28 protein-coding genes are annotated in these 25150 nt (G+C 46.2%); 14 read left to right on the top strand and 14 right to left on the bottom strand.

Annotated elements, in window-relative coordinates; genetic code table 11:
• The first annotated feature begins 156 nt into the window (after nucleotides 1-156).
• Nucleotides 157-459 carry a hypothetical protein gene (locus tag ABDK74_RS15505; protein ID WP_346004543.1) on the top strand — a complete coding sequence of 101 codons (303 nt, stop codon included), beginning with the start codon at nucleotides 157-159 and terminating at the stop codon, nucleotides 457-459.
• Nucleotides 460-723: 264 nt separating this feature from the next.
• Here the strand turns inward: ABDK74_RS15505 and ABDK74_RS15500 are convergent, their stop codons facing one another.
• Genes ABDK74_RS15500 through ABDK74_RS15490 form a run of 3 tightly spaced genes read right to left on the bottom strand, consistent with a single transcriptional unit; the run spans nucleotide 724 to nucleotide 1952 of the window.
• A complete protein-coding gene (locus tag ABDK74_RS15500) occupies nucleotides 724-1152 on the bottom strand; it encodes a hypothetical protein (RefSeq protein ID WP_346004542.1) in 429 nt (142 codons plus the stop codon).
• Nucleotides 1136-1594, bottom strand: coding sequence for a lysozyme (locus ABDK74_RS15495; RefSeq protein ID WP_346004544.1), 459 nt, complete (start codon nucleotides 1592-1594; stop codon nucleotides 1136-1138). Before ABDK74_RS15495 ends, ABDK74_RS15500 begins: the two co-directional genes overlap by 17 nt.
• The gene (locus tag ABDK74_RS15490) at nucleotides 1572-1952 is read right to left on the bottom strand and encodes a P27 family phage terminase small subunit (RefSeq protein WP_346004541.1); all 381 of its coding nucleotides are present in this window, start codon (nucleotides 1950-1952) and stop codon (nucleotides 1572-1574) included. Before ABDK74_RS15490 ends, ABDK74_RS15495 begins: the two co-directional genes overlap by 23 nt.
• 93 nt (nucleotides 1953-2045) lie before the next feature.
• Here ABDK74_RS15490 and ABDK74_RS15485 point away from each other — a divergent pair, with 93 nt between their 5' ends.
• Complete coding sequence (locus ABDK74_RS15485) at nucleotides 2046-2390, top strand: hypothetical protein (RefSeq protein ID WP_346004540.1); 345 nt, start codon at nucleotides 2046-2048, stop codon at nucleotides 2388-2390.
• Complete coding sequence (locus ABDK74_RS15480; RefSeq protein ID WP_346004539.1) at nucleotides 2387-2578, top strand: hypothetical protein; 192 nt, start codon at nucleotides 2387-2389, stop codon at nucleotides 2576-2578. Before ABDK74_RS15485 ends, ABDK74_RS15480 begins: the two co-directional genes overlap by 4 nt.
• A gap of 297 nt (nucleotides 2579-2875) precedes the next feature.
• Here ABDK74_RS15480 and ABDK74_RS15475 read toward each other — a convergent pair whose 3' ends face one another.
• Entirely contained in the window at nucleotides 2876-5773 is a 2898-nt protein-coding gene (locus ABDK74_RS15475; protein ID WP_346004528.1) for a Tn3 family transposase, read from the bottom strand.
• 95 nt (nucleotides 5774-5868) lie between these two features.
• Between ABDK74_RS15475 and ABDK74_RS15470 the strand changes: the two genes are divergently transcribed.
• The 4 genes from ABDK74_RS15470 to ABDK74_RS15455 all read left to right on the top strand — a co-directional run bounded on the left by ABDK74_RS15470 (nucleotide 5869) and on the right by ABDK74_RS15455 (nucleotide 10084).
• Nucleotides 5869-6516 (top strand): recombinase family protein, encoded by a 648-nt coding sequence (locus ABDK74_RS15470; protein WP_346004529.1) that lies wholly within the window; start codon nucleotides 5869-5871, stop codon nucleotides 6514-6516.
• Between the two features lie 130 nt (nucleotides 6517-6646).
• Complete coding sequence (locus tag ABDK74_RS15465; RefSeq protein WP_346004530.1) at nucleotides 6647-7045, top strand: VOC family protein; 399 nt, start codon at nucleotides 6647-6649, stop codon at nucleotides 7043-7045.
• A 473-nt stretch (nucleotides 7046-7518) separates the two neighbouring features.
• Nucleotides 7519-8142 (top strand): phage baseplate assembly protein V, encoded by a 624-nt coding sequence (locus ABDK74_RS15460; RefSeq protein WP_346004538.1) that lies wholly within the window; start codon nucleotides 7519-7521, stop codon nucleotides 8140-8142.
• A gap of 13 nt (nucleotides 8143-8155) precedes the next feature.
• A complete protein-coding gene (locus ABDK74_RS15455; RefSeq protein ID WP_346004537.1) occupies nucleotides 8156-10084 on the top strand; it encodes a hypothetical protein in 1929 nt (642 codons plus the stop codon).
• A 27-nt stretch (nucleotides 10085-10111) separates the two neighbouring features.
• On the opposite strand, the gene ABDK74_RS15450 is transcribed toward ABDK74_RS15455, so the two are convergent.
• The 8 genes from ABDK74_RS15450 to ABDK74_RS15415 form a co-directional block, all read right to left on the bottom strand.
• Nucleotides 10112-10396 (bottom strand): type II toxin-antitoxin system RelE/ParE family toxin, encoded by a 285-nt coding sequence (locus ABDK74_RS15450; protein WP_346004536.1) that lies wholly within the window; start codon nucleotides 10394-10396, stop codon nucleotides 10112-10114.
• Nucleotides 10356-10649: a type II toxin-antitoxin system RelB/DinJ family antitoxin gene (locus ABDK74_RS15445; RefSeq protein WP_346004535.1), complete on the bottom strand. Its 294-nt coding sequence runs from the start codon at nucleotides 10647-10649 to the stop codon at nucleotides 10356-10358. The genes ABDK74_RS15450 and ABDK74_RS15445 overlap by 41 nt, the downstream gene beginning before the upstream one ends.
• A 176-nt stretch (nucleotides 10650-10825) precedes the next feature.
• The gene (locus tag ABDK74_RS15440; RefSeq protein WP_346004534.1) at nucleotides 10826-11998 is read right to left on the bottom strand and encodes a phage major capsid protein; all 1173 of its coding nucleotides are present in this window, start codon (nucleotides 11996-11998) and stop codon (nucleotides 10826-10828) included.
• 39 nt (nucleotides 11999-12037) lie between these two features.
• Nucleotides 12038-12298, bottom strand: a complete 261-nt coding sequence (locus ABDK74_RS15435) for a hypothetical protein (protein WP_346004533.1) — start codon at nucleotides 12296-12298, stop codon at nucleotides 12038-12040.
• A 29-nt stretch (nucleotides 12299-12327) separates the two neighbouring features.
• Nucleotides 12328-12909 carry an HK97 family phage prohead protease gene (locus ABDK74_RS15430; protein WP_346004532.1) on the bottom strand — a complete coding sequence of 194 codons (582 nt, stop codon included), beginning with the start codon at nucleotides 12907-12909 and terminating at the stop codon, nucleotides 12328-12330.
• Nucleotides 12899-14176, bottom strand: coding sequence for a phage portal protein (locus tag ABDK74_RS15425; RefSeq protein ID WP_346004531.1), 1278 nt, complete (start codon nucleotides 14174-14176; stop codon nucleotides 12899-12901). The genes ABDK74_RS15430 and ABDK74_RS15425 overlap by 11 nt, the downstream gene beginning before the upstream one ends.
• Before the next feature lie 250 nt (nucleotides 14177-14426).
• Nucleotides 14427-14825 carry a VOC family protein gene (locus tag ABDK74_RS15420; protein WP_346004530.1) on the bottom strand — a complete coding sequence of 133 codons (399 nt, stop codon included), beginning with the start codon at nucleotides 14823-14825 and terminating at the stop codon, nucleotides 14427-14429.
• 130 nt (nucleotides 14826-14955) lie between these two features.
• Nucleotides 14956-15603, bottom strand: a complete 648-nt coding sequence (locus ABDK74_RS15415) for a recombinase family protein (protein WP_346004529.1) — start codon at nucleotides 15601-15603, stop codon at nucleotides 14956-14958.
• Nucleotides 15604-15698: 95 nt separating this feature from the next.
• Here ABDK74_RS15415 and ABDK74_RS15410 point away from each other — a divergent pair, with 95 nt between their 5' ends.
• Nucleotides 15699-18596, top strand: a complete 2898-nt coding sequence (locus ABDK74_RS15410) for a Tn3 family transposase (RefSeq protein WP_346004528.1) — start codon at nucleotides 15699-15701, stop codon at nucleotides 18594-18596.
• Between the two features lie 15 nt (nucleotides 18597-18611).
• Here the strand turns inward: ABDK74_RS15410 and ABDK74_RS15405 are convergent, their stop codons facing one another.
• On the bottom strand, nucleotides 18612-19697 hold the full coding sequence (locus ABDK74_RS15405) for a phage baseplate assembly protein (protein ID WP_346004527.1): 1086 nt from the start codon (nucleotides 19695-19697) through the stop codon (nucleotides 18612-18614).
• Between the two features lie 61 nt (nucleotides 19698-19758).
• On the opposite strand from ABDK74_RS15405, the gene ABDK74_RS15400 reads away from it, so the two are divergent.
• Both ABDK74_RS15400 and ABDK74_RS15395 read left to right on the top strand, forming a co-directional pair.
• A complete protein-coding gene (locus ABDK74_RS15400; protein WP_346004526.1) occupies nucleotides 19759-21174 on the top strand; it encodes a hypothetical protein in 1416 nt (471 codons plus the stop codon).
• A 15-nt stretch (nucleotides 21175-21189) separates the two neighbouring features.
• Nucleotides 21190-21618, top strand: a complete 429-nt coding sequence (locus ABDK74_RS15395) for a hypothetical protein (RefSeq protein ID WP_346004525.1) — start codon at nucleotides 21190-21192, stop codon at nucleotides 21616-21618.
• A gap of 50 nt (nucleotides 21619-21668) precedes the next feature.
• Here ABDK74_RS15395 and ABDK74_RS15390 read toward each other — a convergent pair whose 3' ends face one another.
• Complete coding sequence (locus tag ABDK74_RS15390; RefSeq protein ID WP_346004524.1) at nucleotides 21669-22202, bottom strand: hypothetical protein; 534 nt, start codon at nucleotides 22200-22202, stop codon at nucleotides 21669-21671.
• Between the two features lie 39 nt (nucleotides 22203-22241).
• On the opposite strand from ABDK74_RS15390, the gene ABDK74_RS15385 reads away from it, so the two are divergent.
• The 4 genes from ABDK74_RS15385 (at nucleotide 22242) to ABDK74_RS15370 (ending at nucleotide 24735) form a co-directional block, all read left to right on the top strand.
• Nucleotides 22242-23339, top strand: a complete 1098-nt coding sequence (locus ABDK74_RS15385; protein ID WP_346004523.1) for a baseplate J/gp47 family protein — start codon at nucleotides 22242-22244, stop codon at nucleotides 23337-23339.
• Nucleotides 23340-23349: 10 nt separating this feature from the next.
• Nucleotides 23350-23910 (top strand): putative phage tail protein, encoded by a 561-nt coding sequence (locus ABDK74_RS15380; RefSeq protein WP_346004522.1) that lies wholly within the window; start codon nucleotides 23350-23352, stop codon nucleotides 23908-23910.
• 97 nt (nucleotides 23911-24007) lie between these two features.
• On the top strand, nucleotides 24008-24358 hold the full coding sequence (locus ABDK74_RS15375; RefSeq protein WP_346004521.1) for a hypothetical protein: 351 nt from the start codon (nucleotides 24008-24010) through the stop codon (nucleotides 24356-24358).
• Nucleotides 24355-24735 carry a hypothetical protein gene (locus ABDK74_RS15370; RefSeq protein WP_346004520.1) on the top strand — a complete coding sequence of 127 codons (381 nt, stop codon included), beginning with the start codon at nucleotides 24355-24357 and terminating at the stop codon, nucleotides 24733-24735. Before ABDK74_RS15375 ends, ABDK74_RS15370 begins: the two co-directional genes overlap by 4 nt.
• Nucleotides 24736-25150: the final 415 nt, after the last annotated feature.

Below are 25150 nucleotides of genomic sequence, written 5' to 3'. Positions count from 1 at the left end.
GCTTTTAAGTTCATCGGACAAGCGCCTCCCAATAGAACTCTTATAAATGTGTGTTTTATATACTATTTTATGATTTTATTATTGTTGAATGATTTTATTATTGTTGAAGAACAAAACTGTTAAATACTTTTGTAGGTCATAAACAAGGAGAAACAAATGACAGAACAAGAAAAAATACTAAAAGAATATCAAGATGAGTTTGCTAAAACAACAGTTGATGTTGTTCCATTTGAAATTAACGGAACAACATATGATCACTTTGATATGAGATACCCATCATATTCAGAATTGATGGCACATCCTGATATGTTAGGTGACAATCAAACAAAGTCATTAGCAGCATCAGTTAAACTTGCTAAATTGTGTGTACAGAATGTTGATAAGAAATCTGATATTGATGCGTTTCCATCCTATGCAGTTTTAGCAATGGCGGGATGGGTGGGGAAACACATAGCCTGATCACCGAAGATAAAAGCATACAAAAGATCAGGCATTTCCGAACAATCATTATGCGACTTACTCAAATATTGGATTGGCCTAATAAAGCCTATAATGATCCATATTCATTATTCAACCTACCACTAGACGAACTTACTCTATGGTACCAATATACATTAGATACAAAAAACCCCGTTAGCAAATTCTAACGGGGTTTTATCATATCATCTGGAAATAAGTGGGGATGGTTATAAAGGAGTAGAAACTAACCATCCCCATTTTTATTTATCTCTTTCTAAAAAACCGACCTAGTATATTTTTATTCAAATACTCAAATTCACCATTATCATTGATAGCTGATAAAACTCTCCTATCAACCTGCTCCTGTAATTCAGCAAAGTTTGTTTCTGAGCGTGTTTTGTGGATTGAGAGGATTTCAAAATTGAAATCGGCCTTTCCAGAAGCCTTAATCCAATTTGTTAAATCCTTGGATGATCCTGAATAGGAACGCCAATCAGCTTCTTGAAGAAGATGTTTCTTATTTTTCCGGTCAGGAACTTTGATTGTTCTTCGTGACCAAACATATTTTCTACCAACATATTTTTGTCCGGTAGATTTGTTTGTAATCAAATAAACGAAACCTGCTGATTCTTTAATCTGGTCTTCTGTAAAATCTGTTTCCCAATGTCCTGTATTTTTATTCGTTATCGCCATTAAACAATGATTGTTCCTTTCTTCTTCTGTTTGTTAATCCATTGCATACAACACCATTAACATGATTCCATAAAATAAATTGCTCTGATGCTGAACTTAACTTGTTCTCATTTATGAGTTTTAACATAGTGCTATGCTCAAAAGCATAAATTCCAATGTTATAAACGAATGAGCATAAAGAAACATATTGATCATCAGACATATCAACTTTTACAAGTGAACATATATCCTGATATATTTCTGATACATTCTTCTCAAGTTCAGAATGACATTCTTCAATTGTTAAATTTGATGGGTAAGATTCAGTTACGGGCTTTCCTTGAAAATAAGTGAATCCCACTCCACAAGTCCAAACGCCTCCTGAATCTTGGTAAGGCTCTAATTTGCAACCTTCAACAGATGTAATGAAATTTGTTGCTTTATCTAATATCTCCGAAATCATCACTATCCCCATCATCTTTTTCCATATCAAATTTCTTTCTGTTATTTTTTCTGTCCCATTCTGACAGTCCATATCTATTATAATAAGCAATCAACATTCTTGAAGTATCAGCCATTATTTTGTGAGCCGGATTACTTTTCTTAAGCAATTTCCCTGCTGCATCAGTGCTTTCATATAAGATTCCATCAGCATCAATCGCATCAATAGCAAGCTTCATATGCTCTTGAAGGATTATGAACGCTTCAAATGAAGCAGAATCTTTCGCTTCTGTTTCTGTACCTTCAAATACTAATGGGTACCAGTAATCCCATAATGCACTTCTTACATCACTCTTCTTTATTAAATCTGTTTTCTCCATTTAAATAACCTCATAGTTAAATCATAAGTTTATTTAGAATATAAATAAAAAAGATAATAACATGATAAGGGGATTTCAATGAAATTCAGATATATGACACTTGCAGTTTTGTTTGCAGTGCTAAGTTTTGGTGTTGCTGCATGTTCTGAAAAAACAACTCAACAAACAGTATATACCGCAGAATCATCACTTACCGTTCTTGAAACGGCAGCTAGTCAATATGTTGATGGTGATTTTGGTGCGCCGGATACAAACGTAACAGCCCAAATAAAAGCATATGATGCTCAAGTTTACGCTTCACTAGTTAAAATAAGAACGTCAGTTGAAAAAGGTGATTCAGTAGCAACAACAGATAAAGTTGCTTTGACAACAGCATTAGCAGCTTTTCAAGCATACCTAATTAAAGAAAACATTATAAAAGAAGGAGATATAAAATGAACATTGTAGCAATCTTACCGCAAGTAATTTCAGTAATAACAGCGGTTGTATCTGACCTACCAACATTAATATCAATTCTTGAAAAGCTAATTGCAATTTTCAAAGAAGATAGAGTTCCAACATCAGACGAATGGAAAACTATAGATGCTCTAGTTGATGCATCACATGCAAAGTTACAAGGAGAATAATTAACAAAGGAGATCATTTAAGAGGAAGAAATGGACAAAATACAAGAGTACACAAAACTAGCTATAACTGGCGCGGCTGTTCTAATCGGATTGGCTAACTTAGTTATATTTCCAATAATTGATCTTATTGATCCGCAAGCTAACTTACTAAAAACAATACTACCAGTTGCCGTAGAAATCATAAAAGCATTTCTGGGACAATGAAATAACAAAGGAGCATATATAAAATGAAAGAACAGATATTAGCAGGTATTTTGACAACATGGGGTCGGTTCCGGTTGAGGGCGAGATGACACCCTAAGCGGCACCGTCCTTGGGCCAGAGGTATTCGCCGGTGAGCAGGATATGGGCCCATCCGAGCGGCGAGATATGGGCGAGAAGATGGTCGGGAGTATCGAGCCCTTCGCGGCGCCGGGCCTCAACGGCGTGTCCGAGATGCAGGGTGTTCCAATAGACGATGATGGCGGTTAGCAGGTTGAGGCCGGCGATCCGGTAATGCTGCCCCTCCGTCGTGCGGTCGCGGATTTCGCCCTGACGGCCGATGCGCAGGGCGTTTTTCAGCGCATGGTGTGCCTCGCCCTTGTTGAGGCCGACCTGCGCACGCCGCTGCATCCCGGCGTCGAGTATCCACTCGATGATAAACAGCGTCCGTTCGATCCGGCCGACCTCGCGCAGCGCGGCGGCGAGGTCGTTCTGACGCGGATAGGCGGCGAGCTTGCGCAAGATGCTGCTCGGCGCGACTTTCCCCGCGCTCATGGTGGCGGCGCAGCGGAACAGGTCGGGCCAGTTGGAAACGATCAGCGCATCACGAGCCTTGCCGCCCACCAGCGGGCGCAACTCGCTCGGCGTTGCGGCAGGGTCGAATACGTACAGTCGTTTGGACGGCAGGTCGCGGATGCGCAGCACGAGGCGATAGCCGAGCATGGCGCTGATCCCAAACAGATGATCGGTGAACCCGCCCGTGTCGGCATATTGCTCCTCGATCCGTCGCCCCGCCTCGTTCATCGTCAGTCCGTCGAGAAGATAGGGTGCTTCGCTGACCGTGGCCGGAATGGTCCGCGATGAAAACGGCGCGAAGCGGTCGTTGACGTGGGTATAGGCCTTGATGCCGGGATCGTTGCCGTAGCGGGCGTTGACCGTGTTCATGGCCTCGCCCTGCCGTGCAGCGGGGAAGAACTGACCATCTGCCGATGCAGTAGCACCGATGCCCCAGACCTGCGCCATCGGCAGCGCCCCTTGCGCCGCGACCACGTTGGCCAGCGCCTGATTGATCGCCTCGCTTTCGACGTGCCAGCGAGCGAGGCGGGAAAGTTGCCAATAGTCGTGGGTGTTGGACGCCTCTGCCATCTTGCGCAGGCCCAGGTTGAGACCCTCGGCGAGCAGGACATTGAGCAGGCCGATCGGGTCGTCGCATGGAATGCCGGTGCGTAGATGTGCAAAAACGTCGGTGAAACCAAGCGCCGTATCGACTTCGAGCAGCAGGTCGGTGATGCGGACGGGCGGCAGGCGGCGATACAGATCGAGTACCAAATCATCGATACCATCGGGCGCATCGGTGGTCAGACGTTCGATACGGAGCGTGCCATCCTCAATGCTGCCTTTCGGGATCGTCCCACTACGCGCGGCGAGACCGAGGCGAGAGAGGCCATCAGCGAGGCGCGCTTTGCGGTCGGCCAGCCAGACAAGCGGATCGAACGGCATGGCCAGCTTCGCAGCGTGCGCGGCTTCCATCGGGAGGAGGACGTGGCGGAGGTCGCCATAACGATACGACCGGTCGATCCAGAGATCACCCGAGCGAAGCGCGTCGCGCAGGTGGAACATGACCGCGACTTCCCGGAGGCGGGCATCATCATCGCCTTTCGCCCGCAGTTGCCGCCGCCATTTGGAATGCGGGCGCAGAAAATCGTCGGTCCCCGGAAGAGCGCCCTTGGTGGCGATCGCGGTCACAGCGTTCAGCAAGGGCCGGGCGACTGGCGCGGCTTTGAGGTCCAGACAGCGTAGCATGCGCGGGGCATAGCGGCGAAAACGGTGATACCCTTGATCGACATGGGCCAACGGATCGTCGCCGAGTGTGTTTGTCAGCGTCCTGGCCGTAGCAACGAGGCTGGTGAGCCGCTCCCATCCCGCCGCGCGCGCGACCGCATCCTCCAGCGATGCGCCGTCGCCATGTGCTTCGAGAAGCGATTGACCAAGCGCGGTGAAGCCGTTCAGGGTCTCGGCGGTAGCGCCTCTGGTTTCCACGATCCGCGCGTCATGCAGTTGCTTGGCTTCACGCCAGGTACGGCCAACGATCCGGTCATGTGTTTCGATCACTGCATCTGCGATCGCAGTCGCCCATTCGATGACACATACCGCGAGGATGGCACGGCGTCGATCGGCACTCAGATCGCGCAGGCCATCGGCGAAGTAGCGCTCGCCCTGACGACGTAACCGGGCGATACGATGTGGTGGGACGCCGGCAAGCAAACCGACATCGAGGTTCATCGCGCGCAGGAACTCGAGCCGATCGAGCAGCCGGTTCGCGGCGGCGGAATTGTTGCCGGGCTCTATCCGGCGGAGCCAGATGAAGCGGCTGATTGCACCGGGCAGCATCTCGGTCGTCAGCCGGTCGAGCCGGGCACCGGCAACGGGATCGATCCGGGCGGTGATCCGCTTCTCGATCTGGCGTTCGGCCGCAACAAGCGCGTCCGCGCAAAGCCGCTCGATTGTTGTGATCGCGGGCAGGATGGTCATCGTGCCACGGCAGCGGGCAATGAAACGCCGGGCGAGGTCGTCGTTCGATCGTGCCTGCTCGGCTTCGGTGAGAAGCCAATCCCGGAATGTTCTGGCATGCGGTCCCTGTCCGGGAAACATTCTGTATCCGTAGATACGACGCAGCGCTTCCATGTGCTGCTGGCGGGTCTGGCGCCGAACGGCATAGGAAGCCAGCGCGTCACCAGCTATGCCAAGCTGGGCGCCCAGAAATTCGGATACGACGTGAGGGATCAGTTCACCGGGAGCCAGGGTCCGACCTGGATAGCGCAATGCGCACAGTTGCAGGGCAAACCCGATCCGGTTCTCCGGTCGCCGCCGCCGGTCGATATGGATCAGGTCATCGTCTGCCAGAATGTAATGCTGCAGCAGCGCCGCTTCGTCGGTCGGCAGGTCGAGCAGGGCCGAGCGCTGTCGGGTACTCAGGATATGGCGTCTCGGCATGCGGACTTTATCCCACTTGAACAGAAGTCTGTTTTGGACAACATCGACCCCACGAAAATCAAGGCTTTTCGAGGCCGAAATCCAGAGGGGTTCAATTGGGACAGCGCGCCGCCATTTACGCCAGGGTCTCGACGGCCGACCAGTCGTGCGAGCGGCAGCTCCGCGACTTGGCCGGTTTTGCCGAACGAGGCGGCTATGAGGTGGTCGAGGTCTTCCGCGAAACCGCCTCGGGGATGAAGGCCAACCGTTCGGCACGCGGCGAAGTGATGAAACTAGCGCAGGCGCGCCACATCGATGCGATCCTCGTCACCGAACTCAGCCGCTGGGGGCGCTCGACGCAAGATTTGCTCGATACGCTAAACCGGCTGTCAGGCTGGCGGGTGTCGGTGGTGGCAATGAGCGGCATGACCTTCGAGGTAGATACGCCCCACGGGCGGATGATGGCGACGATGCTCGCCGGCATTGCCCAGTTCGAGCGCGACATGCTCAGCGAGCGGGTCCGTTCCGGCCTTGCCGCAGCACGGGCGCGGGGCCGCAAGCTCGGGCGGCAGGTCGGCGATCGCCCCAAGTCCGACCGCCTCGCTTCTAAAGTGTTGGTGCTTATTGAGGAAGGCCGCAGCTACCGATGGATCGCCCGCGACCTGGGGCTCAGCAAAAACACTGTCGCCGCGATCGTCGGCCGAGCGCGGATGAGCACAGCTTCCGATAACGGAACAGTGGGTGAGGCATTTCCTGGCATTTGACTCCACCGAAAGGGCAGGAAGCGCCCAATAGCGGACAATCCGAGGGCATAGGGGTGACCAAAGGTTGTTTACCGGTTAGGTGAGAGCGCTAATGGCGATCGGAAGTCGATCAGCCTTCAGGAGAGTATGTGTGCTTTTTCACACCATGGTCGGATCGAACGACATTGAACGGTCCAAGCGCTTCTACGACACGGTGCTCAGCACCTTGGGTGCAGGGGAAGGGAAGCGGAACATCGCCGACAGCGGCCATACACGTCTGATCTACAATAACGGCAACGGAACCAACTTCATCGTCAGCCAGCCGATCAACGACGAACCGGCAAGTGTCGCCAACGGCAGCACCGTCGCGTTTTCCTGCGACTCGCCCGAGCAGGTGAAGCAGCTTCACGATACCGCTGTTGCTGCTGGCGGAACCTCGATCGAAGCTCCGCCCGGACCGCGCGAAACTGCCTCCATGGGCACCATCGAACTGGCCTATTTCCGTGACCCTGACGGCAACAAACTGTGCGGAATTCATTTTCCTGCCTGATACGTTCGGCACAGGGCCGCTTCTGATCCTAGCGGCCCTCGGTCATGCGATCCCGCGAATGTCCGCTCTCCACCAAACCGGGCCATTCGTTAAGGGTGTCATTTCGCCCTCAGCCGGAACCAACCCCTTACAGCTACCGGATACATTAACCCAATAACAAATAAAGTTTGGAAGCCAAATGAGTGTTTTGGCTTCAACCTGACAAACCCAAAAATACAAGGTGATTTTGTAGTTCAATCAGTTAACTTTTATGAATCAAGAAATACAGGAAAAAATACGGATTTAATCTTCATCAGAAGAGAAGCACTAATACCAGAACCTATAGTCATAACTCCTATGATTGCTGGTGTTGATAGCGTCAGTATTCCAGAAGATTCTACCAATGATGGAAAAAGCACAACATCAACAGATAAAAACCAAAGATTGAACATCCAAGATAAGCCACCAGCAAACGCAAAGGAGAACCCATCAAAATGAGTAGTGAATATAATTATTCTCATTTATCAGGAGATCATATTAGAAATTTACAGAATCAAGTTATTCAAATTATCAAGTCAGGAACAACAATAACTCACACAAAGTTTGATCCTACACAAAAGATATATGTAACTCAAAATTCCAGTTTCTCTAATATGGTTATACAAAACCATCCACACATTCAGCATTATGGCTTTTGTTCTGTTCCTCTTGCCGGTTCACGATCAATCATTCTTGGAATGTCTGGATCAAACACAAATAATGCAATCATTGGAACTCATGATGATAGATACCAACCACAAGATTTAATTGCTGGTGAAGTAGCTTTGCATGATTATCAAGGGCAAAGCATATCTTTAAAGCAGAATCAAATTATCAACATAACAGGTCAGAAAACAATAAGTGTTTTTATCGGTGACGATATCCAGATGACCATTACTGATGGGAATATAGATATAACTGGAAATGTTCAAATTGATAAAGACGTTACGATAAATGGAAACCTTCATGTGAAAGGAAGCATAACATCAGATGGTGATATGAAAGCGCAAGGAACAAGCGTTCATACTCATACTCACACAACAACAGATAAGGGATCAGCTACATCAGCACCAAACTAACTAGGGGAAATGAATGAGACTTTTAACAATACCAAGAAATTACAATGATTTTGATCAGATTCTAGAATTAAAACCAAAATACTCTACTAACACATTAAGTTATTCGGTTGATTTTAGAAACGCCATAACAAATATAACGTCCTGTAATGTATCGTCAATTGATTTGACAATTTCACAAATATCATATTCAGGCACAATAGTTTATTTTTATGTATCTGGCGGTGATGATCAAACAACATATATCATTGATGTTGTTGTTTCTGATGACAGTGGAAATACATTAAAACAGAAATTAAATCTATACATAATTGATTCAACAATAATAAGTACAAATCCACCAATTGTAATGGGTCCAACTGGTCCTACAGGAGCGCAAGGCGCACAAGGACCGATTGGTCCACAAGGCTCAACGGGTATTCAAGGAGTACCTGGTCCAATAGGTACACAAGGACCAGCAGGAGCCACCGGCCCACAAGGCATACAGGGAAATCAAGGATTAGAGGGGCCAGCAGGACCACAAGGAGCAACTGGCCCGATTGGACCAACAGGGAAACAAGGTGATACAGGGCCTGCCGGACCAGCAGAAACAAAAGGCGAACAGGGGGCTTCTGGAACAGGACTTAATCCAAAAGGGAAATGGGTATCCGGTACGACATATTCAGAAGGGGATTATGTTTGGGCGGAATCCTCTGACTTCCCCTCAATAAATTCCCTATTCATCTATTCAGGAAGCGTCTCGTTCGTTTCCACAAGTGCGCCTAATTCAGATTCAGCCAATTGGACAGAATTTGAAGCGCCTCAAGGAGCATCCGCTTATGATATTGCCGTTGCGAATGGATACTCTGGGGATGCGGCGTCTTGGATAGCCTCTCTAACAGGCAAGGATGGCGCTACAGGGCCTAAAGGGGCACAAGGTGATACAGGACCAGCCGGACCTACAGGGGCGCAAGGCATCCAAGGGATACAAGGCCCTCAAGGGGATAACGCTTATCAGGTAGCGGTTGCTAATGGTTATTCAGGAACGGAATCTGAATGGTTAAGCTCATTACAAGGAGCAACTGGTCCTCAAGGTAATCCGGGGTCAGATGCTAATGTAACAAGTGATAATATTGATTCTGCTTTAGGTTACACACCGGCAAACGGATCTAATTATTTCCCATTAAAAGTTGGTACAACTTCTACAATTCCTACAATATACACTGCTTCTGATGGTGGACTTGACTCTTTATTTTGTAAGCTAGAAAATCAATATGGTGATACCGTATCATTAGGGTTTTCAGCTAGAAATGCAGCTAAAGCTTTAATTATACATGGAAAAGAAAATCAAACTCCTGCATTAACATTATCTAATGATAATGGAGTATACTCTTCAATTGAAGGTTTTACAAATAATGTATCTGAAAATATGCTTTATTCAGGGTTCTATGCTGCAAGTGCTGAATATGGATCAGCAGGATTTCAGTGGATAAACAAAGATATTGGAAACTTATATTTTAAATTCTCCACTTCTCTTGTTAATACGTCATCAACAAATCCAGCAATATTAGGATTGTATACTTCTCCTGATGAAGAAAAATGGAATACAACACCAGCACTTTCATTCACTCAATATTCAAATGATATTTCAACTGGTGCATCATTAGAAATTGCAAATAAACTATCATCAGATGCAGGTAAAATCACAACAGATGGTTCCGGTAATTTAGCTATTACTGGGAATGTTGAAATTTCTGGCTCAACACTTATGAGTGGTGGATTTGCGGCTCAAGGAGAAACTACTGTTGTAACTCCAAGCACAAGTGATAACTCAAATAATATAGCCACAACATCTTATGTCCAATCACAAGGGTATGCTACTAAATCATCCTTTTCAGGATCATTCACAACGAGTGATGGTAAAACCGTAACTGTTGTTGATGGTGTTATAACCAGTATATCATAAAAGGGGGGCAACTTGCCCCCCTCTTAGTCAGATTCTTTGTTTAGCTTTATCGTAAACTTCTGAATCTTCTCTTTTGCCAACTGCTACAAGAAGAACAGTGACTGTTTGGTCATTTACCTGATAGACGCCTCTTATCCCTGCGGCTCTAAGTTTAATCTTGTAGCAGTTGGGCATATCTCTAAGCTTGTTAGCTTTGATATGAGGGTTTTCAAGAAGCTTGTTCAGCTTCTTCCTAAGTTGGTCTGCTTCTCGTCGCTCAAGTTTAAAATACTCATCCTGCGCGATTTGAAGGATGTTGAGAGAATAGTTCATCCGGCGTTAAACCTCTTACTACGTCTGTGTCTTTCATGGTTCGCAGACGTTCTTTAGCAATTGCCAGCAGTTCCAGATCTTCATTGGACACTACATGACGCTTAAACGGGATTTTCTTTTCCCGTGTGATGTATTCAAAGAAGTCTCTGATTACATCTGATGGTGTAGTTCCAAGTTGTTTTAGTGTTTCATAAGTATCCTCCTTTAAGTTGGTATCAATTCTCAGATTGATTTGTGTGGTTGCCCCGCCCATTGACGTCTCTCCTGTTACGCACTTTGTTTTCTATTCATCAGATAGGCTGGATGGTCTCTGACGCCATTCAGCACCTTCACATATAAGAGCTTTCTATACGTTTGTATAGCGTTTTGATAAAAAAAGCCCTTACGAATTTCTCCGTAAGGGCTTTTTGTATGTAGTTACTTTGTAACTTATGCGCCTTTGCCTTTTGAAGCGGAAGCAGAGTTACCGCCAGTTTGAGCAGGAGCAACATATTGATAAGCACCATCAACATTCATTGTGGTCCATCCTACAGTGTTTAGAACTGCTACAGCAGCATCATGCTCAACACCGAAATCAACCCAGTTAGCTAGTTTGTACGCAATCAAATCTTGTGAGAATGCGTTCATAACGGTTCCGTTATCGTTCCAAGAACCAACATCAGTTGAACGAATGTCATATGTCATAGCATCAGCAATGATTAAGTGTTGTGGAGCAACGAAAATCAAAGGTGATCCGTTCTTAGCAGAACCATCTTTAGCAGCAGAAGTATCAACATCAGTTGGAATCTGTGCAGTTGAAGCAATTGTAAAGCCGTTTAGCTTCCCCATTCTGATTTCTTCACGGAAAGGATATACACCGTAAGAAGTTTGAAGGTTTTCAAGGGAGTTGAAAATTGCAGGAGAACCGAAAACAACACCTCTAGAAATATTAACAAACTTAGTTTGAAGTGAAGATTTGATGTTTGCTAAATCAGCAGCAATAGCAACAGAATCAGTGCCAGTTGATGTTAGGTTTGTTCCAGCATTACCAATTAGGGAATATGATGGTGCTAATGCGCCAGCAGTTGAACCCATAATGAATGTACGATCTTCAGCAAGAGCAACCTGATTTTGTAAATCAGATACGACGTGAGCAACAGCATCACTCAAAGAGAAGTTGTTAAATTCAAGAGTTGTGTAAGTGAAGCCTGTAAGTTTCTTACCAGTGAAGTTGATAGTGTCGAAATCTTGTGCTGATGGAACATAGTTTGACCCTTCACCAACCCATGATGCGGAAGAACCAAGTCTCATTCTTGGATAGGTAAGATTGTTATATGGCATAGAAACAGTTTTTGCCACTTTACGAACTGCGCAATCAGCAGTCAAAAGAGCAATAGTTTCATTTCTTACATCAGGTGATACAGTTGGTTGTGCAGTTGTAAGTGCGTTTTTAACAATCATATCAGCAGCACTTTTGCTACCTGCTTCATTTCTAATCATGTGAGATGCGTGATCAGCACCATAATTAGAAGATAATGTCTTGATAATTTCTTTTGTAATGCCTTCTGAACCTTTTGGAAGGTTTAAGCTAGAAATACCTTTGTTGATATTGAATGAGTTCATATATTTTGTTTTTTCCTCTAAAATTTCATCCTCGTCCTTTTATTCTGAATCATCTTCATCAGTTGAACTTTCTACGGCTTCTTTAGCTTTTAATTCTTTGTTGAATCTTTTAATGTCTTCAAGCTTCTTGATCTTTTCAATTTTAAGATCAATAGATTTTACTTCTTCTGTCTTATCGTCAATTTCTTGCTCAACAGTTTCAGCATCTTCTGAATCAATATCATAAGAATCAATTTTATCTTCTACTTCTTTTACAAGAATTGCCTTTCTTGATAGTAGTTCCTCAATTTTTGTATTCATATATTACCTCTTTTTGGTTTCACATATTTTTATTTATATAATTTTATGAGCATCTTATTTTTTAATAATTTGCCGTTTTGCTTTTTATCGGATGGTTTATCATCAGCAATTAAACATTCAGGATTTGCTGGCACTGTAACAATCGAGAACTCAAAAAGAGCGCAATTATTGATTGTATATCCGCCATAAGAATTAGGCTCTAAATCAGTAGGTATGAATCCTACTGATACCGCAGATAAGAAACCTTCTTTAATAAGTCTAAATACCTGTTCAGACTTAGGATTCATGTCCGCTGTTGCAAATTGAACAGTTGCAATATGCCCATTGCTTATCTGTTTGTGAGATATGCACTTACCTAAAGGCAGTTCATCCCTGTTATGCTGCCAAAGAACAACAGGGTTTCTATCGAAAAATTCGAAATTAACACCATCAGGAACAACAACATCATCTGATGTATCCGGTGTTCCGGTAGTTATAATAAATGTTGCTGTTCTGCTTTCTGTATCAACGTCTTCTAAGTTTATAGAAACGTCTTTAGTAACGAGAACGTCTTCTCTTTGGTCTTTTTCTAAGTTTGCAAACTCCTTTACATTTAAATGTTTAATTTTCATTCTTTACTCCGTCATAATCTTTAGGGTCGTTTTCTCCAATAACTCCGGTATTGAGTGGGAAGCGCAAATCATCAGCACCGTCTTGTTCTGATGGTGGTAATTCTTCTCTTTTTCTAATTTCATTAGGGGTCATCCAGCCATTAGTAACGGCGTTCTTGTAATAATCCCCTCTTACCTTTTCATCCGGTTCTGATTGCTTACTGAAATCGAAACGTATTCTATAAAACTTCTTTTCAATTGATGTTAGAAGAACTCTATCCATGTGTTGTTCTAATGGTTTTGTATATTGAATAAGTGTGTTTGATATATAAGACTGTTCTTGTTCAGCTATGTTTGCGGCTTTTTCGCCGTCTGACATACCAAGTTTATAAACTGGTATTCTGAACATTTGAGCCAGTTCTAAATCTATCTGCTTTCTTGCTTCAATCAATTGAAGGTCTTCAATGTTGCGTTCCATTGGAACCCATGAAAGACCGTCAATAATGCCAGTCTGACCAGCATTAACCACGGATGAAATGGCGCGGCTCAATTCTTCCTTGTTCAGTTCTCCACGCTCACGGCCCATTGAACCATCTGATGTGAAATACCCGTTGATGTGGGCGCCATTCTTATAAGCCCTTGCCGCTGCCTCTTGTGTAGCAAGCGCCAACCCAAAAACTTCACTGACAATCGCAATGATGCTTTGCCCGTATATGCCACCGTCAAATGACAGGTTGCGCGTTCTAATCATGTCAGAATGGTAGATGGTTCTTGATGGGCCTGATTCAGATGAAACTGATGTTTTATATGGGATCAGTTGATCTTCTGTGACTTTATAATAAAGCTCACCATCAGATGAATCCAAGATAACAGAAGCACTACCCGGTTTAATAGGAATCAACGCAATAGGTTTTCCGTCATTATCTCTTATGACAACAACAAAAGAGTCTCCTGTACATAAAACAGAAAATACTATTTGCTCCAGAAGTTCAAATATTACCATTCTTTGGTTTGGTTCGTTTAATAGGCTTGCTATTGGATGATCATTATCTTGTTCCCATCCACCATTAACAAACTTTTCAATTCGCAATGGTATCTTAGCGATATCAGAAGTTAGTGTTCTTACACATGTATAAACGGTATTGTGTTGTAAAGCAGTTCTGTAATTAACAGTTATTCCTGTAGCAGAAAGTCCAGATGTCATTAGAAATGGAAATCCTGTTGTAATCGGGCTTTCTGGTATTATTACTTTTGTTTTTAAGTTTAATGCTTTTTGTAAAAAATTCATTTAGTAACTCCTGAAAATATTAGCATGTATATGACTCCACCTAATGCAAATCCTATTGATGCTGATATACATACTCCTAATCCGCAACCAATTAAGAAAAGTGGTGATGATATAGGTGATGTTGGGGTTGGTTCCGGCTGAGGGCGAAATGACACCCTTAACGAATGGCCCGGTTTGGTGGAGAGCGGACATTCGCGGGATCGCATGACCGAGGGCCGCTAGGATCAGAAGCGGCCCTGTGCCGAACGTATCAGGCAGGAAAATGAATTCCGCACAGTTTGTTGCCGTCAGGGTCACGGAAATAGGCCAGTTCGATGGTGCCCATGGAGGCAGTTTCGCGCGGTCCGGGCGGAGCTTCGATCGAGGTTCCGCCAGCAGCAACAGCGGTATCGTGAAGCTGCTTCACCTGCTCGGGCGAGTCGCAGGAAAACGCGACGGTGCTGCCGTTGGCGACACTTGCCGGTTCGTCGTTGATCGGCTGGCTGACGATGAAGTTGGTTCCGTTGCCGTTATTGTAGATCAGACGTGTATGGCCGCTGTCGGCGATGTTCCGCTTCCCTTCCCCTGCACCCAAGGTGCTGAGCACCGTGTCGTAGAAGCGCTTGGACCGTTCAATGTCGTTCGATCCGACCATGGTGTGAAAAAGCACACATACTCTCCTGAAGGCTGATCGACTTCCGATCGCCATTAGCGCTCTCACCTAACCGGTAAACAACCTTTGGTCACCCCTATGCCCTCGGATTGTCCGCTATTGGGCGCTTCCTGCCCTTTCGGTGGAGTCAAATGCCAGGAAATGCCTCACCCACTGTTCCGTTATCGGAAGCTGTGCTCATCCGCGCTCGGCCGACGATCGCGGCGACAGTGTTTTTGCTGAGCCCCAGGTCGCGGGCGATCCATCGGTAGCTGCGGCCTTCCTCAATAAGCACCAACACTTTAGAAGCGAGGCGGTCGGACTTGGGGCGATCGCCGACCTGCCGCCCGAGCTTGCGGCCCCGCGCCCGTGCTGCGGCAAGGCCGGAACGGACCCGCTCGCTGAGCATGTCGCGCTCGAACTGGGCAATGCCGGCGAGCATCGTCGCCATCATCCGCCCGTGGGGCGTATCTACCTCGAAGGTCATGCCGCTCATTGCCACCACCGACACCCGCCAGCCTGACAGCCGGTTTAGCGTATCGAGCAAATCTTGCGTCGAGCGCCCCCAGCGGCTGAGTTCGGTGACGAGGATCGCATCGATGTGGCGCGCCTGCGCTAGTTTCATCACTTCGCCGCGTGCCGAACGGTTGGCCTTCATCCCCGAGGCGGTTTCGCGGAAGACCTCGACCACCTCATAGCCGCCTCGTTCGGCAAAACCGGCCAAGTCGCGGAGCTGCCGCTCGCACGACTGGTCGGCCGTCGAGACCCTGGCGTAAATGGCGGCGCGCTGTCCCAATTGAACCCCTCTGGATTTCGGCCTCGAAAAGCCTTGATTTTCGTGGGGTCGATGTTGTCCAAAACAGACTTCTGTTCAAGTGGGATAAAGTCCGCATGCCGAGACGCCATATCCTGAGTACCCGACAGCGCTCGGCCCTGCTCGACCTGCCGACCGACGAAGCGGCGCTGCTGCAGCATTACATTCTGGCAGACGATGACCTGATCCATATCGACCGGCGGCGGCGACCGGAGAACCGGATCGGGTTTGCCCTGCAACTGTGCGCATTGCGCTATCCAGGTCGGACCCTGGCTCCCGGTGAACTGATCCCTCACGTCGTATCCGAATTTCTGGGCGCCCAGCTTGGCATAGCTGGTGACGCGCTGGCTTCCTATGCCGTTCGGCGCCAGACCCGCCAGCAGCACATGGAAGCGCTGCGTCGTATCTACGGATACAGAATGTTTCCCGGACAGGGACCGCATGCCAGAACATTCCGGGATTGGCTTCTCACCGAAGCCGAGCAGGCACGATCGAACGACGACCTCGCCCGGCGTTTCATTGCCCGCTGCCGTGGCACGATGACCATCCTGCCCGCGATCACAACAATCGAGCGGCTTTGCGCGGACGCGCTTGTTGCGGCCGAACGCCAGATCGAGAAGCGGATCACCGCCCGGATCGATCCCGTTGCCGGTGCCCGGCTCGACCGGCTGACGACCGAGATGCTGCCCGGTGCAATCAGCCGCTTCATCTGGCTCCGCCGGATAGAGCCCGGCAACAATTCCGCCGCCGCGAACCGGCTGCTCGATCGGCTCGAGTTCCTGCGCGCGATGAACCTCGATGTCGGTTTGCTTGCCGGCGTCCCACCACATCGTATCGCCCGGTTACGTCGTCAGGGCGAGCGCTACTTCGCCGATGGCCTGCGCGATCTGAGTGCCGATCGACGCCGTGCCATCCTCGCGGTATGTGTCATCGAATGGGCGACTGCGATCGCAGATGCAGTGATCGAAACACATGACCGGATCGTTGGCCGTACCTGGCGTGAAGCCAAGCAACTGCATGACGCGCGGATCGTGGAAACCAGAGGCGCTACCGCCGAGACCCTGAACGGCTTCACCGCGCTTGGTCAATCGCTTCTCGAAGCACATGGCGACGGCGCATCGCTGGAGGATGCGGTCGCGCGCGCGGCGGGATGGGAGCGGCTCACCAGCCTCGTTGCTACGGCCAGGACGCTGACAAACACACTCGGCGACGATCCGTTGGCCCATGTCGATCAAGGGTATCACCGTTTTCGCCGCTATGCCCCGCGCATGCTACGCTGTCTGGACCTCAAAGCCGCGCCAGTCGCCCGGCCCTTGCTGAACGCTGTGACCGCGATCGCCACCAAGGGCGCTCTTCCGGGGACCGACGATTTTCTGCGCCCGCATTCCAAATGGCGGCGGCAACTGCGGGCGAAAGGCGATGATGATGCCCGCCTCCGGGAAGTCGCGGTCATGTTCCACCTGCGCGACGCGCTTCGCTCGGGTGATCTCTGGATCGACCGGTCGTATCGTTATGGCGACCTCCGCCACGTCCTCCTCCCGATGGAAGCCGCGCACGCTGCGAAGCTGGCCATGCCGTTCGATCCGCTTGTCTGGCTGGCCGACCGCAAAGCGCGCCTCGCTGATGGCCTCTCTCGCCTCGGTCTCGCCGCGCGTAGTGGGACGATCCCGAAAGGCAGCATTGAGGATGGCACGCTCCGTATCGAACGTCTGACCACCGATGCGCCCGATGGTATCGATGATTTGGTACTCGATCTGTATCGCCGCCTGCCGCCCGTCCGCATCACCGACCTGCTGCTCGAAGTCGATACGGCGCTTGGTTTCACCGACGTTTTTGCACATCTACGCACCGGCATTCCATGCGACGACCCGATCGGCCTGCTCAATGTCCTGCTCGCCGAGGGTCTCAACCTGGGCCTGCGCAAGATGGCAGAGGCGTCCAACACCCACGACTATTGGCAACTTTCCCGCCTCGCTCGCTGGCACGTCGAAAGCGAGGCGATCAATCAGGCGCTGGCCAACGTGGTCGCGGCGCAAGGGGCGCTGCCGATGGCGCAGGTCTGGGGCATCGGTGCTACTGCATCGGCAGATGGTCAGTTCTTCCCCGCTGCACGGCAGGGCGAGGCCATGAACACGGTCAACGCCCGCTACGGCAACGATCCCGGCATCAAGGCCTATACCCACGTCAACGACCGCTTCGCGCCGTTTTCATCGCGGACCATTCCGGCCACGGTCAGCGAAGCACCCTATCTTCTCGACGGACTGACGATGAACGAGGCGGGGCGACGGATCGAGGAGCAATATGCCGACACGGGCGGGTTCACCGATCATCTGTTTGGGATCAGCGCCATGCTCGGCTATCGCCTCGTGCTGCGCATCCGCGACCTGCCGTCCAAACGACTGTACGTATTCGACCCTGCCGCAACGCCGAGCGAGTTGCGCCCGCTGGTGGGCGGCAAGGCTCGTGATGCGCTGATCGTTTCCAACTGGCCCGACCTGTTCCGCTGCGCCGCCACCATGAGCGCGGGGAAAGTCGCGCCGAGCAGCATCTTGCGCAAGCTCGCCGCCTATCCGCGTCAGAACGACCTCGCCGCCGCGCTGCGCGAGGTCGGCCGGATCGAACGGACGCTGTTTATCATCGAGTGGATACTCGACGCCGGGATGCAGCGGCGTGCGCAGGTCGGCCTCAACAAGGGCGAGGCACACCATGCGCTGAAAAACGCCCTGCGCATCGGCCGTCAGGGCGAAATCCGCGACCGCACGACGGAGGGGCAGCATTACCGGATCGCCGGCCTCAACCTGCTAACCGCCATCATCGTCTATTGGAACACCCTGCATCTCGGACACGCCGTTGAGGCCCGGCGCCGCGAAGGGCTCGATACTCCCGACCATCTTCTCGCCCATATCTCGCCGCTCGGATGGGCCCATATCCTGCTCACCGGCGAATACCTCTGGCCCAAGGACGGTGCCGCTTAGGGTGTCATCTCGCCCTCAACCGGAACCGACCCCTGTAACGGATAATGTTTGGGATGCTCCCCAATTTCTATTAGCATTGTATTGAAGTAGTGCTTTTTGAAATTCTACAATCCCATTAACATCCCCATCAGTTGGATATGCTGATTGAGAGACTATTGTGAGCGTTTTTCCGGGTGGAAGTTCATTAGGAAACGGATCAGAAACCGAAGGGACTGCTACAAGAGACTGATCAACGCCAGCCGGTCCACCATAGGCATTAATCAAAACTGTATAGCTTCGATATCGTCCCATTGTTGTTTGAAACCATTCAATACGCTCAAACAAATTAGCTACTATGTCATCATTAAAAGAATTTATCTTTTTGTTGGTTGAATCCCAAACTTGAACGCCATCTTTGTCAGTATAAAGATATGTATTTCCATTTACATCATGCGTTGAATCTTCAAGACTTTTCTTCTCCGCAACATCAGAAATTACCATTCTTCCATATTCATCATCATACAGAAGTTTTCCTTCATATTGACATAGCATTGAAACATAATCGAAAGGTTTCGTAGTTAAATCAATCTGACCTATCAAACCAAATTTAAATTTTACTGAACCATCAGTTTTATCAATTACTTTTATTCCTCTTCCACCAAACATATAATTTGCAACATCAGATAAATTAGATGTTGAATCAGGAGACCATCCAGAAGGCTTATCAGTTGTACAATCAACAATAGGACTTACAATGGACCTTCCAGAAACACTTAAAATGTGTCCGCCATGCGAAAAGCTTTCAACTGTATTTTCAATATATCCAGTTAAAACTTTCTGCTTCATCAGATATATTTCTACTTTCTGTCCTTTAATAAGAAGTCCTGATGAATTGGTATTTGTTTTTGATTTCTTTGATATGAAATCCAGAACTGATTTATCAGACTCTCCATCCTTCATCCCATAAACGAGGCTGAAAGTCATAGGGCATAAATCAATAGCTTTGCTGATTGATACTGATTCAAACCTCGTTACAAGCCTATTGTTTACATAAACAGTTACATCATCAGTTGGTGGAGTTCTGTTTAGTGGAGTTCCTTTTACAGTAGTTGTATCTGACATCCTTATTAATCCTCTTTCTAAATACATTATACTTTAGTATTTAGAAAGAGGATTAATAAGGATGAAACTAGTAGATACACCAAATAATAAGTTTGTTGATCAAGACCCAACAACTTTAACAGCCGGAACACCAATACCAGCATCAACAATGAATGCTTTACAAAATGAGATAGCAAATGTTGTTACTGGTTACGGAATGTCTATTGATCCGGCAAACGATGGACAAATGAAGCAAGCCTTAGACAAGAATTTTGCTCCTTTGGTTTCTCCCGGATTGTCAGGAATACCAACAACATCAAATCCAGATGGTACGATTGCTGATCAGATAGCTACTGTTGATTATGTAAATCAGAAGGCGTTGTCAGCTACCGTAGGCTTCACACCTGTCCAGCAAGGCGGCGGTGCCGACATGGGCGCAAACAAAGTTTACATGGGATGGGCTTCTGATGCGTCAGGAGTGATGGTTCAAATTGATAATTCTTCAATGGGGAAACTGGTTTTCCAGCAAAATGATAATCAAACAACTGGAGTTTCACAAATTGGATATAACACTGTAATAAATCAGTTATGTGCTGAACATAGTGGAAACTGGTCATTCTATTATGATGTGTCGGATATAGATGGGAAACATTTTGTTCCTTCTAATATAAGTGGCGACAATAAAATTATTGATAATATAATTTGGACTACATCATCATTGCCAGCAATTCAATACGGATCATCAAATTCAACAGCGTATCTATCAACTACCGATTGGACTAATTCAAATTTTGTTACAATTACAAATTTTAATTACAACATAAATCAACAAGTTTTAACCACCTCTTCGCCTACATTCCAAGGGTTGTGGACAAAGACTATATCATTTAATAATGGTGGCGATTCTACAATCTACCAAGATACTAATAATAGTAATATTGTAATCCATACAAATAATGGTTCAGACCACTATTCCTCATTCAATTCCGACGGTTCATTGACAGTTGGAGGGGTTGCTAATGCGAGTAGCTTTGTATCTGGTAGAGATGTTAGTGTTGGAACAGCAGGAACATTGTACACTAATACGATAGCTTCATATAATGGAACAACAAACATCATTGCTACACTTCAACAGCAAGGCCAAAACGTAGCAACTCAATCATGGGTTGGTTCGCAAGGTTATGCTACTACTAATTGGGTAAATTCCAATTATGTATCAGAATCAACATATAATTCTGATTTTGGTACAAGTGATTCGCGCGTTTTTAATGCAGCATACGGAACAAGGATACAAGGATTTACAGTAGGACAAGTAACTGAAAGACAGTTCATAACTTTTCCACAAGCATTTGGAGCAATTCAATCAGTGGTTGTTCAATGTGTTGATGATAATGATAATAATATCCATCCTTACTCTCTACAGAATAATGGTTTTTATGTTCATATTAATGGTGGAGCAACATCAGACATAACAGTAATAGCCTTTGGAACAAAATAATTTTAAGGAGATTTAATGGCAAAAACAACAGCAGACTACCCAGCAAGATATTACGCATCTTATGACACAACAGCAACACAACCAACTATTGTAACTGGTTGGTATGATACGGGCGATATGTCCACATTGGAAAATGTGCCTGATGCAGCGGATATGATTGCGATTACAGGAGCGCAATGGAATGATTCAACATTCCGACTCCCCAACGGCAAAGGCGTTAACAAAGGCAAGATCGTGGATTACACGGCGCCAGCTTACGTTCCGCCTCTTACTGATCAGGCATCAACAGCCTTAGTGACGGCACGAACATATGTTCAGAACAATTTCATCTTGTTAGGAGAAGTCCCAACACAAGATTGGATTGATTATCAAAAGGCGCTGATAGCCATTTCGAACGGTTCTGATAAAGCATCAACTGTTTTACCAAACGAACCTAAGACATAAAAAAAGGGAAGCATTTGCTTCCCTTTTTGTTGTTCATCTTTTGAAGAAGATTATTCTTCAACAGGAAGTTCAGCTTGTGCCTCTTTGGCAGCTTTGTTAGCGGCGCGTGATGCTGAACGCTGTTCCATCATTTCAGATGCAGTTTTGTTGATGATTTCATCAAGCTCACCTGTCTTCGCAACAGCAATAAGCCCTGTATAGAACTTGATCAAATCACTGTAGTTTTTCCCAACAAGGAGAGCTTCTGTTTCATCCGTCTGATTAGGAAGAAGCTTAATTTTCTTCACTGAATAACGAATGAACGTTGAAGCTTTGTTGTTAGAAACACGATACCAACGGCGGCCTTTAGGTTCTTCTGCGCCTTCTTCCGGGTTCATGTCCCACTTCACAAGATCAAGCTGACTTTCAACAGCCTGAATAAAGTTTTGTGTTGGGGACATACGGGAAGGATTAACTGTTTGTGCCAAAACTTCTTTGTTTTGTGCAGGCTTAACAGTTTTAAGAAGTGCTTCAAGATTCATGTCATGTTCCCTTTCGCTTGTGAACAAAACAAACTTAGCATCTTCTCCTAATGCGTCAACCATTAAATATCATATTATAAGATATTTTTAGGAGATTTTGATATGGCGTTTTTAAGCCCAACTTATCAGGACATTTTACAAACTAACATAAACGAAATCACATACAATTTAACGAATGGTCAGATTCCTCTTGCAAACTCACCAACAAGAATCATAGCGCAAACAAATGCTAAGGTTCAGTGGTTGCAATACGCTTTCCTACAAAAAGTAGCACTTCAAGCAACACCAGCAACGGCAACTGACATTTACCTTGACTATTGGGGTACTTTGAAAGGTGTTAGTAGAAAATCAAGCTCAACAGCATCCTCTCAAATAGCATTTACCGGAACAGAAAATGTATCTATCCCGGCCCAATCCGTCCTAATCGCTCAAGATGGGCAAACTTATACAACTGATAATCTTGTATTAGTTGGGAACTCCGTAGGAATTACTGCGACAAATTCAGGTTCTCAAGCAAACCAAAACGCCAATATAACCCTAACATTACAAACTCCTATTGCTGGTGTTGATTCAACACTTATCCTTACAAATGCAATGACAAACGGGGCCGATGTTGAGAATGATGATTTATATAAAGTGCGTGTTATTGAAGCTTATTCAACACAAGCTACAGGTGATTCTAAGCAAGAACATATAAATTGGGCTTTATCCGTCCCATCCGTAACAGCCGCATGGGTTCCTGATGCTCCGTTGATTGGGACGCAATGTGTAATCTATGTGATGTTTGACAGGTCAAATAGTTTTCTAGGATATCCGCAAGGAACAAATGGTGTTGCTTCTCAAGAGACTAGATTAACACAAGCTACAGGCGATCAGTTAACTGTAGCCAATGCTATGTTTGCTTCAAAACCATATACAGAAATACAAATTATAACGTCTCCAGTGAGAAATAACATTGATTTCTCCATATCTGGATTGGCATCAGCATCAACAGCAACACAAAACAGTGTCAAAGACGCCATTCAAACAGTGTTTCATACAAACGGAACACCACTAGGAACAACAATTAAGCTTGCTGAAATATCGCAAGCAATAACAACTACAGTAGAAAATTCTGATTTCACAATTGTAAGTCCAACAACTGATATAACACTTGATGTTGGTGGTCTTCCAGAAGTTGGTAATGTCACATTTTCATAAGGAGAACTGAATGAAATCATATACACAAGATGATTACGCTAAAGCTTGGCTTCAACTATTACCGCCCGGAAAAGCATTTGATAGATCATCAGATTCAAATTTCTATAAGTTAGCTTATAGCATGATGAAACAATTTAAGGATGTTGATGATGCTGGTTTAAACTTGGTGGATGATATGCATCCATCAACAACAAACTTTCTTGCAGAATGGCAAGCCTCATTAGGACTGCCTGATAAATGTGTTTCGTATTCGTCTTCATTTGAAGATCAAAGATCACAAGTAGTATCACGTTTAACTTTTACCGGCGGATCAACAACAGCATTTCTAAAACAGTTTTGCGAGGGGCTAGGTTATTCTGTTGATATTAAAGAATGGGGAGAGGCTATTTGCGGAGCGTCAGTTTGTAACATGCAAGCTTGCGGTCCTGCTGATCATCAAAATGAGTCTGTTCTGACTATCAATATCTTAGGATCAAAAGATACATCATTGTTAATGTGCGAAATAAAACCTTTTATACCTCCGTATTTAACAGTTTTGTTCTTCAACAATAATAAAATCATTCAACAATAATAAAATCATAAAATAGTATATAAAACACACATTTATAAGAGTTCTATTGGGAGGCGCTTGTCCGATGAACTTAAAAGCAATTAGATAGGGGTTATACATGAATAAATTTCAAACAAAATTACATTTCACTGAACAACAGTTTGTTTATGACAATGATCAAGGGGCAAATGTTCAACAGGAAACAATCATGTTTTCTGAATGGGCTGATGTTAGGAACGCATCCGAAGCAGTCACTTTGAATGGTGTTCAGCTAGGAGAGAATGCGTACACACACACTGCAAAAACGCGCTGGATCGCTAACATTTCATCTAAGATGAAGTGTCATAGGCTGATCAGGCAACCTGATCGAAGCATCCTAAAGCAATCATTCGTAGTCATCGCCTATGAGCCTTACGAACAGGACAACAGATACATGCTTTTGAAACTGTCACAGGTGGTCAGTTCATGAGCATTGATATTCAGATTGATAAAGGCTTGTCACTGGATGCTGACAGTCAGAAGCGAGCTTTGAAGGCAGTAGGAGCAACATTCATAAAAGAGTGTCGCCTCGTCCTTAATCGTCCGGGTGCTTCACAAGACGCTTCAAGGCTCCAAGACGCTCAACTCCCTCACAATGTGACTGGGCTGTTGAGTAGGAGCTTACGATTCAAGGTGACAGTTCGCAAAGGGGATGTGTTCGTAAGGATCTCGGCAAACACACGTTACGCAACGCCTTTGTTTGCTGGCGGCAGACATGGAGCAGCACGGGATTTGTTTGCTTATGTGATGAACAAGCTAAAGCCCCGTCTAAATCAGATAATCACTGATGCTATTCAGCTAGAATGACGGTGCGGGTCTAGTGCGGGTATGTGCGGGTATTGAGTGAAACCCGCACTTATTTGCGGGTATTTCATAAAAAATCAGTGCGGATATTGCGGGTCCGGTGCGGATATTGCGGATAAAGTGCGGGTTTCACTCAATACCCGCACATACCCGCACTAGACCCGCACCGCCTTTTTGGTCTTTTTTGGCTGTTTTTTGAAGAAAAGTGAATAATTGAACATATCAAGTGCGGGTTTTGTTTTTATTAGATCATATCGAAAAAAATATTATATGTCATTCTGTTTAATAAAATGAATACCCGCACCGGTAAGTGATTATTTTGTTGTCATTCACTTCCCTTGACATAAACTCCACACTTAATTCTACTAATCCTCACATAAATAAAATTGTAAAACATTTATTTTTTAAATGTTGATCT

Origin of the sequence: Gluconobacter sp. OJB (assembly GCF_039638275.1) — a bacterium.
GTDB lineage: Bacteria > Pseudomonadota > Alphaproteobacteria > Acetobacterales > Acetobacteraceae > Gluconobacter > Gluconobacter cerevisiae.
The sequence above is the reverse complement of the archived record's forward strand: the minus strand, read 5'-3'. Positions and strand labels throughout refer to the sequence as shown.

What these genes read in the sequence shown, in the direction of transcription:
- ABDK74_RS15495 (WP_346004544.1), bottom strand. Translation starts at nt 1,594, where the DNA reads ATGATTTCGGAGATATTAGATAAAGCAACAAATTTCATTACATCTGTT.
- ABDK74_RS15475 (WP_346004528.1), bottom strand. Translation starts at nt 5,773, where the DNA reads ATGCCGAGACGCCATATCCTGAGTACCCGACAGCGCTCGGCCCTGCTC.
- ABDK74_RS15425 (WP_346004531.1), bottom strand. Translation starts at nt 14,176, where the DNA reads ATGAATTTTTTACAAAAAGCATTAAACTTAAAAACAAAAGTAATAATA.
- ABDK74_RS15380 (WP_346004522.1), top strand. Translation starts at nt 23,350, where the DNA reads ATGAAATCATATACACAAGATGATTACGCTAAAGCTTGGCTTCAACTA.
- ABDK74_RS15400 (WP_346004526.1), top strand. Translation starts at nt 19,759, where the DNA reads ATGAAACTAGTAGATACACCAAATAATAAGTTTGTTGATCAAGACCCA.
- ABDK74_RS15450 (WP_346004536.1), bottom strand. Translation starts at nt 10,396, where the DNA reads ATGAACTATTCTCTCAACATCCTTCAAATCGCGCAGGATGAGTATTTT.
- ABDK74_RS15455 (WP_346004537.1), top strand. Translation starts at nt 8,156, where the DNA reads ATGAGACTTTTAACAATACCAAGAAATTACAATGATTTTGATCAGATT.
- ABDK74_RS15410 (WP_346004528.1), top strand. Translation starts at nt 15,699, where the DNA reads ATGCCGAGACGCCATATCCTGAGTACCCGACAGCGCTCGGCCCTGCTC.
- ABDK74_RS15440 (WP_346004534.1), bottom strand. Translation starts at nt 11,998, where the DNA reads ATGAACTCATTCAATATCAACAAAGGTATTTCTAGCTTAAACCTTCCA.
- ABDK74_RS15375 (WP_346004521.1), top strand. Translation starts at nt 24,008, where the DNA reads ATGAATAAATTTCAAACAAAATTACATTTCACTGAACAACAGTTTGTT.
- ABDK74_RS15390 (WP_346004524.1), bottom strand. Translation starts at nt 22,202, where the DNA reads ATGGTTGACGCATTAGGAGAAGATGCTAAGTTTGTTTTGTTCACAAGC.
- ABDK74_RS15490 (WP_346004541.1), bottom strand. Translation starts at nt 1,952, where the DNA reads ATGGAGAAAACAGATTTAATAAAGAAGAGTGATGTAAGAAGTGCATTA.
- ABDK74_RS15370 (WP_346004520.1), top strand. Translation starts at nt 24,355, where the DNA reads ATGAGCATTGATATTCAGATTGATAAAGGCTTGTCACTGGATGCTGAC.
- ABDK74_RS15500 (WP_346004542.1), bottom strand. Translation starts at nt 1,152, where the DNA reads ATGGCGATAACGAATAAAAATACAGGACATTGGGAAACAGATTTTACA.
- ABDK74_RS15385 (WP_346004523.1), top strand. Translation starts at nt 22,242, where the DNA reads ATGGCGTTTTTAAGCCCAACTTATCAGGACATTTTACAAACTAACATA.
- ABDK74_RS15405 (WP_346004527.1), bottom strand. Translation starts at nt 19,697, where the DNA reads ATGTCAGATACAACTACTGTAAAAGGAACTCCACTAAACAGAACTCCA.
- ABDK74_RS15445 (WP_346004535.1), bottom strand. Translation starts at nt 10,649, where the DNA reads ATGGGCGGGGCAACCACACAAATCAATCTGAGAATTGATACCAACTTA.
- ABDK74_RS15460 (WP_346004538.1), top strand. Translation starts at nt 7,519, where the DNA reads ATGAGTAGTGAATATAATTATTCTCATTTATCAGGAGATCATATTAGA.
- ABDK74_RS15395 (WP_346004525.1), top strand. Translation starts at nt 21,190, where the DNA reads ATGGCAAAAACAACAGCAGACTACCCAGCAAGATATTACGCATCTTAT.
- ABDK74_RS15505 (WP_346004543.1), top strand. Translation starts at nt 157, where the DNA reads ATGACAGAACAAGAAAAAATACTAAAAGAATATCAAGATGAGTTTGCT.
- ABDK74_RS15435 (WP_346004533.1), bottom strand. Translation starts at nt 12,298, where the DNA reads ATGAATACAAAAATTGAGGAACTACTATCAAGAAAGGCAATTCTTGTA.
- ABDK74_RS15430 (WP_346004532.1), bottom strand. Translation starts at nt 12,909, where the DNA reads ATGAAAATTAAACATTTAAATGTAAAGGAGTTTGCAAACTTAGAAAAA.
- ABDK74_RS15485 (WP_346004540.1), top strand. Translation starts at nt 2,046, where the DNA reads ATGACACTTGCAGTTTTGTTTGCAGTGCTAAGTTTTGGTGTTGCTGCA.
- ABDK74_RS15480 (WP_346004539.1), top strand. Translation starts at nt 2,387, where the DNA reads ATGAACATTGTAGCAATCTTACCGCAAGTAATTTCAGTAATAACAGCG.